Raw genomic sequence first — 5,880 nt, 5'->3', positions numbered from 1 at the left:
GGTCACCCGCACGGCCAACGACGGCCCGGCCCGCGCGGCCGCGGCGACCGCCGCCGGAATGTCCACCCGATGGTGGTACGCGGCGGTCAGCAGCAGCGGCACCAGCACGGCCCGACGGTGCCCGGCGACGGCCAGGTCGCGCAGCACCTCGGTCGGCCCCGGCTCGGTGTGGTCCAGCCAGCTCGCCCACACCGGTGTGCCCGGCCGAGCCACCGACACGGCCCGGGCCAGCGCCCGGGTCGCGTCGGCCGCTCGCGGATCACGGCTGCCGTGCGCGACCAGCACCACCGGATCCGCCCGGCCGGTCGTACCACTGCCGGCCCGGGGCGTCGCCGGCGAGGTCAGACGTGCAGTCCGCACTCGGTCTTCTCGAACATGGCCCACCGGCCGGCCCGGGCGTCCTCACCGGCCTTGGTCCGCCGGGTGCACGGCCAGCAGCCGATCGAGCCGTAGCCCTGCTTGAACAGCTCGTTGACCGGCACGTTGAAGCGGGCGATGTAGGCGTCCACATCCCGTTGCGACCACGCCGCGATCGGGTTGACCTTGACCTTGCCGCGCCGCGCGTCGAACGTCACCACCGGTGTGTTGGCCCGGGTCGGCGACTCGTCCCGGCGCAGACCGGCGGCCCAGGCGTCGTACCCGGTCAGCGCCCGCTCCAGCGGCTCCACCTTGCGAAGCTGGCAGCAGTCGTCCGGTGCCTTGTTGAACAGCCGGGGGCCGTACTGGCCGTCCTGCTGACCGACGGTGAGCCGGGGCCGGATCGACCGGACGTTCACCGGCAGCGTCCGGGCGACCTCGTCGCGCACCCGGAGCGTCTCGGGGAAGTGCAGGCCGGTGTCGAGGAAGACCACGTCCACCCCCGGCGCCACCCGGGACACCAGGTGCGCCAGCACGGCGTCGGCCATCGAACTGGTGACGCAGAACCGGTCACCGAACGTCTGTGCCGCCCAGCGGGCGATCTCCAGCGCCGGGGCACCCTCCAGGTCGCGGGCCGCCTGCTCGGCCAGCACGCGCAGCTCGTCCGGGTGGCGCCGGGCGTCGTCGACGGGCGTCGGGCCACCCGGGCCGACCAGGCGCAGACTCGCGGCCGAGACGAGGCTCATCGGGTCACCGCCCGGCTGAGCAGCCCGGTGAACTTCACCGAGAAGACCCGGGTGCAGGCGTGGCACTCCCAGGCGCCGTGCCCCGCCTCGTGCGGCCGTAGGTCCTCCTCGCCGCAGTAGGGGCAGTACAGAGGTGCCGCTCGGTTCTCGCTGCTCACCGCAGTTCCTCCTCGTCGACTCTGATCACCCAGTTGGCGAACGTCTCGCCCTCGCTCCGACCGGCCAGGTAGCGAAGGGCCAGCCGTTCCACGTACTCCGGAAGCTCGTCGGCGTGGTCTTCAGGCCGCGCAGCTTGCGACCGAAGCCGGCGGTCTGCCCCTGCGCCATGCCCAGCCCACCGCCCAGGTGCACCTGGAAACCCTCCACCTGCCGGCCGTCCGGGCCGACCACCAGCTGACCCTTGAGCCCGATGTCGGCCACCTGGGTGCGCGCGCACGCGTTCGGGCAGCCGTTGATGTGGATCGAGATGTCCGCGTCGAAGTCGCGCAGCCGCTGCTCCAGCCGGGCCACCAACTCCTCGCCGCGAACCTTCGTCTCGACGATGGCGAGCTTGCAGTACTCGATGCCGGTGCACGCCATGGTGCCGCGCCGCCAGGCCGACGGCCGGGCCTCCAGACCGATCCCGCGCAGCGCGTCGACAAGCGACTCCGTCCGCTCCGACGGCACGTCGAGCACCAGCAACTTCTGGTACGGGGTGAGCCGCACCCGGTCACTGCCGTGCGCCTCGACCACGTCGGCCAGCTGGCTGAGCTGCGCGCCGGAGACCCGTCCGACCACCGGGGCCGCGCCCACGTAGTGCCGCCCGTCGGCCTGCTCGTGCACGCCCACGTGGTCGATCGGCTTCGCCGGCAGCTCCGGGGCGGGACCGTCGAGCAGCGTCCGGCCGAGGTACTCCTTCTCCAGCACCTCCCGGAAGCGCTCCACGCCCCAGTCGGCCACCAGGAACTTCAGCCGGGCCCGGTTGCGCAGCCGGCGGTAGCCGTAGTCGCGGAAGATCCCGACCACCCCGGCCCAGACGTCCGGCACCTCGGCCAGCGGCACCCAGACACCGAGCCGCTTGGCGAGCATCGGGTTGGTGGCGAGGCCACCGCCGACCCAGACGTCGAAGCCGGGGCCGTGCTCGGGGTGGTCGACACCGAGGAAGGCGACGTCGTTCGACTCGTACGGGGTGTCCACCAGCCAGGAGATCGACGTCTTGAACTTGCGGGGCAGGTTGGAGAACTGCTTGTCCCCGACGTACCGGGCGACGATCTCGTCGATCGCCGGGGTCGGGTCGACCAACTCGTCACGGGCCACCCCGGCGACCGGGCTGCCCAGCACGATGCGCGGGCAGTCGCCGCACGCCTCGGTGGTCTGCAGACCGACTGACTCCAGCCGACGCCAGATCTCCGGCATGTCCTCGACCCGGATCCAGTGGTACTGGATGTTCTGCCGGTCGGTGATGTCGGCGGTGTCCCGCGCGAACTCCCGGGAGATGTCCGCGACCACCCGCAGTTGGGCCAGGCTGAGCTGGCCACCGTCGATGCGGACCCGGAGCATGAAGAACTCGTCTTCGAGCTCGTGCGGCTCCAGCACGGCGGTGCGCCCGCCGTCGATGCCGGCCTTGCGCTGGGTGTAGAGGCCCCACCAGCGGAACCGGCCGCGCAGATCCTGCGGGTCGATGGAGGCGAAACCGCGGTGCGCGTAGATGTTCTCGATGCGGGCCCGGACGTTGAGCGGGTCGTCGTCCTTCTTGATCCGCTCGTTGGGGTTGAGCGGCTCACGGTGGCCGAGCGCCCACTGGCCCTCACCCCGTGGCCGGCGCGCTGCCCGGGCCGGGCGGCTGGTGGGGTCCTCGGAACGGGCCGGGATGCTGCTGACCGCCATCGCGGCGTCCTCCGTTGTCTGCGGTGCCTCGGGCGTGCGGGGCGCGGCGGCCGGCCGGCATGAGCGGGCGGGACAACGGTGTCTGAGACAGCCGGCGCGGAGCGCGCCCGAGACAGATTGGTCGGGCGTCGTCAGTAGGCCGGACAGATCGCGCTGCGCACGCGGCCGTAATCAACGTGGCGACGAGCCACGAAGCGGCGGACGACTGCGGCGGTCATGGGCCCATGCTGCCACACCCCAAGCGGGCCGGCCAATGTCCGCGTGCGGGATCCCACATCACGGGCCGAGGTTCAGCCGACCAGTTGGTCACCCAGGACAGTTCGGGTATAACGCACCACCCGCCCCTGGCGCACGCCCACGACCAGGCCGTTGTCCCGCAGGGTCGTCAGGTGATGCGACGCGGTCGCCGGCGCGACGCCCAGCAGCGCGGCCAGTTCGCCGGTGCTCAGCGGCGCGTCGAGCAGGGACAGCGCCGCCGCCCGCGTCCCGCCGAGCAGGGCGCCCAGCGCCGCGCTGGGCGGCGGCGAGGCCCACAGCCCACCCAGCCCGGCGGGCGGATAGCAGAGGGCGGGCCCGGCGTCGCCTTCCATGATCGCGTGCACCGTCGGGCCGGAGAACGAGGTGGGCAACAGCGTCCACCGGCGTCCGTCCAGACCCGCCGCGGGGCGCTGCCGACGGCGACCCGCAGCGCCGCGCCGTCCCACCGGATCAACGGGTGCAGCTCGCGGAGCAACGTACGTCCACCCTGTTCCGCCGCGAGCAGGGTCCGCCGCCGGATGTCGGCCAACGCGAGTGCCCGCAGTCGGGGCCAGTCCGGTGCGATCAGCAGGGTGAAGTACCGGCGCAGCTGCGCGACCAGCTCGTCCGGGGTCAGTCGGGGCGCACCGGCCCGGTCCAGCTGCCGCCGCACCACTGACGGGTCGGTGCCGGCGACCGCCCGCAGCTCGGCGGCCAGGTTCGGTGCCACCCCGATCGGGGTGAGGAAGTCCGGCACGTATCCGTTGGCCGACCGGAGCACCGCCAGCAGCGGCTCCAGGCCGGCACCCGGCAGCAGCCGCTCGGCCCGCTCCCGCCACGGACGGTGCATCCAGTACTTCGCCGGCTTGCGCAACGCCCAGGAGCTGGCCACCAGCTCGGCCAGCGGCGAGTGCGCGAACCGGACCCGGCTCAGGTCGTCGGGTGAGAACCGCACCTCGATCACCGACGGATTCGACCACGCTCGAACGGTTCGGCGACAGCGCGGAGTCGCCTGAGGATCCTGATATGGAGTACAGGCAACTGGGCCGGTCGGGCCTGCGCGTCAGCGCGGTCGCGTACGGCAACTGGGTCACCCACGGCAACCAGCTCGACGACGACGCGGCGGCCGCCTGCGTGGCCGCCGCCCTGGACGCGGGCATCACCACCTTCGACACCGCCGACCGGTACGCCCAGGGGCGGGCCGAGGAGGCGTTGGGCAAGGCGCTGTCCGGTGTTCGGCGTAGCTCGATCGAGCTGTGCACGAAGGTGTGCCTGCCGGTCGGGCCGGGCGCCAACGACGCCGGGCTGTCCCGCAAGCACATCATCGAGAGCTGCCAGGCCTCACTGAACCGACTGGGCACCGACTACGTCGACCTCTACCAGGCCCACCGGTACGACGACAGCGTGCCGTTGGAGGAGACGATGCTCGCCTTCGCCGACCTGGTCCGTCAGGGCAAGGTGCTCTACGTCGGTGCCTCCGAGTGGACCGCCGCCCAACTGCGCGCGGGCCGACGGCTCGCCACCGAGCTGAACCTCCCGTTCGTCGCCAACCAGCCGCAGTACTCGATGCTGTGGCGGGTGGTCGAGGCCGACGTGTCGCCCACCTGCGCCGAGCTCGGCCTTGGTCAGCTCGCCTGGGCGCCACTGGCGATGGGCGTGCTGACCGGTCGGTACCAACCCGGGCAGCGCCCGCCGGCCGGCTCCCGGGCCACCGACGGCTTCGGCCGGTCGTTCGTCGCCCGCTACTCCTCCGATCTGCTGCTCTCCCGGGTACGCCAGCTCCGGCCGGTAGCCGAGACCGCCGGCTGTTCGATGGCCCAGTTGGCGGTGGCGTGGGTGCTGCACCGACCGACCGTGGCCGGCGCGATCGTCGGCGCGTCCCGGCCCGAGCAGCTCGCCGAGACGGCCGGGGCCGCGACGGTTCGCCTCGACGACAAGCTGATGGCACAGATCGACGCCGTGCTCGACGACCTCGTGGAGCGTGATCCGGCGAAGACCGCCCGACCGAACGACGTGATGCCCGCCTGGCGCCCATCGCCTGCCACCGGCTGACGCCCACGGACGGCGGGGCCGTGGCAGGCTCGGACCCGTGGGGCAATTGTCCGAGAGGTCGGCCGGGGCGGCGCGGGACCACCTGCGCCGCACCCCGGTCTGGTTACTCCCGGCACTGCTGACCCTGACGGTGACAGTGACCGGGCTGGGGTCCGCGCAGCTCTGGCGCGACGAGCTGGCTACCTGGAGCGCGGCCACCCGGTCGCCCGCAGACCTGGCCCGTCTGGCCGGCACCATCGACGCCGCCACCGGGCCGTACTACCTGCTCATGCACGGCTGGACCACTGTCGCCGGCGACTCCACGATGGCCCTGCGGTTGCCGGCCGTGCTGGCGATGACAGTGGCCGCCGGGCTGCTCGCCGTACTCGGCGGGCGGCTCGTCAGCCGGCGCGGCGGCCTCTTCGCCGGGCTGCTGTTCGCGGTGCTCCCCGGCACCTCCCGCTACGGGCAGGAGGCCCGGCCGTACGCCCTGGCCACCATGCTCGCGATCCTCGCCACAGTGCTCCTGGTGACCGCGCTGCGCCGCCGTACTCGGCGGGCGGCTCGTCAGCCGGCGCGGCGGCCTCTTCGCCGGGCTGCTGTTCGCGGTGCTCCCCGGCACCTCCCGCTACGGGCAGGAGGC

The 5,880-nt window shown here is 73.0% G+C and carries 7 protein-coding genes and 1 pseudogene; 2 read left to right on the top strand and 6 right to left on the bottom strand.

All coding sequences use genetic code 11. The annotated features are described in order from the left end of the window. The 6 genes and pseudogenes from JM949_RS32705 to JM949_RS38140 form a co-directional block, all read right to left on the bottom strand. Nucleotides 1–360 (bottom strand): sirohydrochlorin chelatase (locus JM949_RS32705; RefSeq protein WP_407664865.1); only part of this gene is annotated, 360 nt, incomplete at its 3' end. Continuing rightward, nucleotides 342–1,103, bottom strand: coding sequence for a phosphoadenylyl-sulfate reductase (locus JM949_RS32700; RefSeq protein WP_203151929.1), 762 nt, complete (start codon nt 1,101–1,103; stop codon nt 342–344). The genes JM949_RS32700 and JM949_RS32705, both read right to left, overlap by 19 nt. After that, entirely contained in the window at nt 1,100–1,261 is a 162-nt protein-coding gene (locus JM949_RS32695; protein ID WP_167393614.1) for a hypothetical protein, read from the bottom strand. The genes JM949_RS32700 and JM949_RS32695 overlap by 4 nt, the downstream gene beginning before the upstream one ends. Then, nucleotides 1,258–2,969: pseudogene (locus tag JM949_RS32690) on the bottom strand (nitrite/sulfite reductase). Before JM949_RS32690 ends, JM949_RS32695 begins: the two are co-directional and overlap by 4 nt. Nucleotides 2,970–3,259: 290 nt before the next feature. After that, entirely contained in the window at nt 3,260–3,394 is a 135-nt protein-coding gene (locus tag JM949_RS40070; RefSeq protein ID WP_407664866.1) for an ArsR family transcriptional regulator, read from the bottom strand. A gap of 20 nt (nt 3,395–3,414) precedes the next feature. Continuing rightward, on the bottom strand, nt 3,415–4,170 hold the full coding sequence (locus JM949_RS38140; protein ID WP_238434309.1) for a hypothetical protein: 756 nt from the start codon (nt 4,168–4,170) through the stop codon (nt 3,415–3,417). A gap of 62 nt (nt 4,171–4,232) precedes the next feature. Here JM949_RS38140 and JM949_RS32680 point away from each other — a divergent pair, with 62 nt between their 5' ends. Together JM949_RS32680 and JM949_RS32675 are read left to right on the top strand one after the other, a co-directional pair. Beyond that, the gene (locus tag JM949_RS32680; protein ID WP_203151927.1) at nt 4,233–5,258 is read left to right on the top strand and encodes an aldo/keto reductase family protein; all 1,026 of its coding nucleotides are present in this window, start codon (nt 4,233–4,235) and stop codon (nt 5,256–5,258) included. Between the two features lie 37 nt (nt 5,259–5,295). Further along, on the top strand, nt 5,296–5,880 hold a 585-nt coding region (locus JM949_RS32675), incomplete at its 3' end, for a glycosyltransferase family 39 protein (protein ID WP_203151926.1).

Origin of the sequence: Micromonospora tarensis (genome assembly GCF_016803395.1) — a bacterium.
GTDB lineage: Bacteria > Actinomycetota > Actinomycetes > Mycobacteriales > Micromonosporaceae > Micromonospora > Micromonospora tarensis.
This window is presented reverse-complemented; position numbering and strand designations above follow the sequence as displayed.

What these genes read in the sequence shown, in the direction of transcription:
- JM949_RS32700 (WP_203151929.1), bottom strand. Translation starts at nt 1,103, where the DNA reads ATGAGCCTCGTCTCGGCCGCGAGTCTGCGCCTGGTCGGCCCGGGTGGC.
- JM949_RS32680 (WP_203151927.1), top strand. Translation starts at nt 4,233, where the DNA reads ATGGAGTACAGGCAACTGGGCCGGTCGGGCCTGCGCGTCAGCGCGGTC.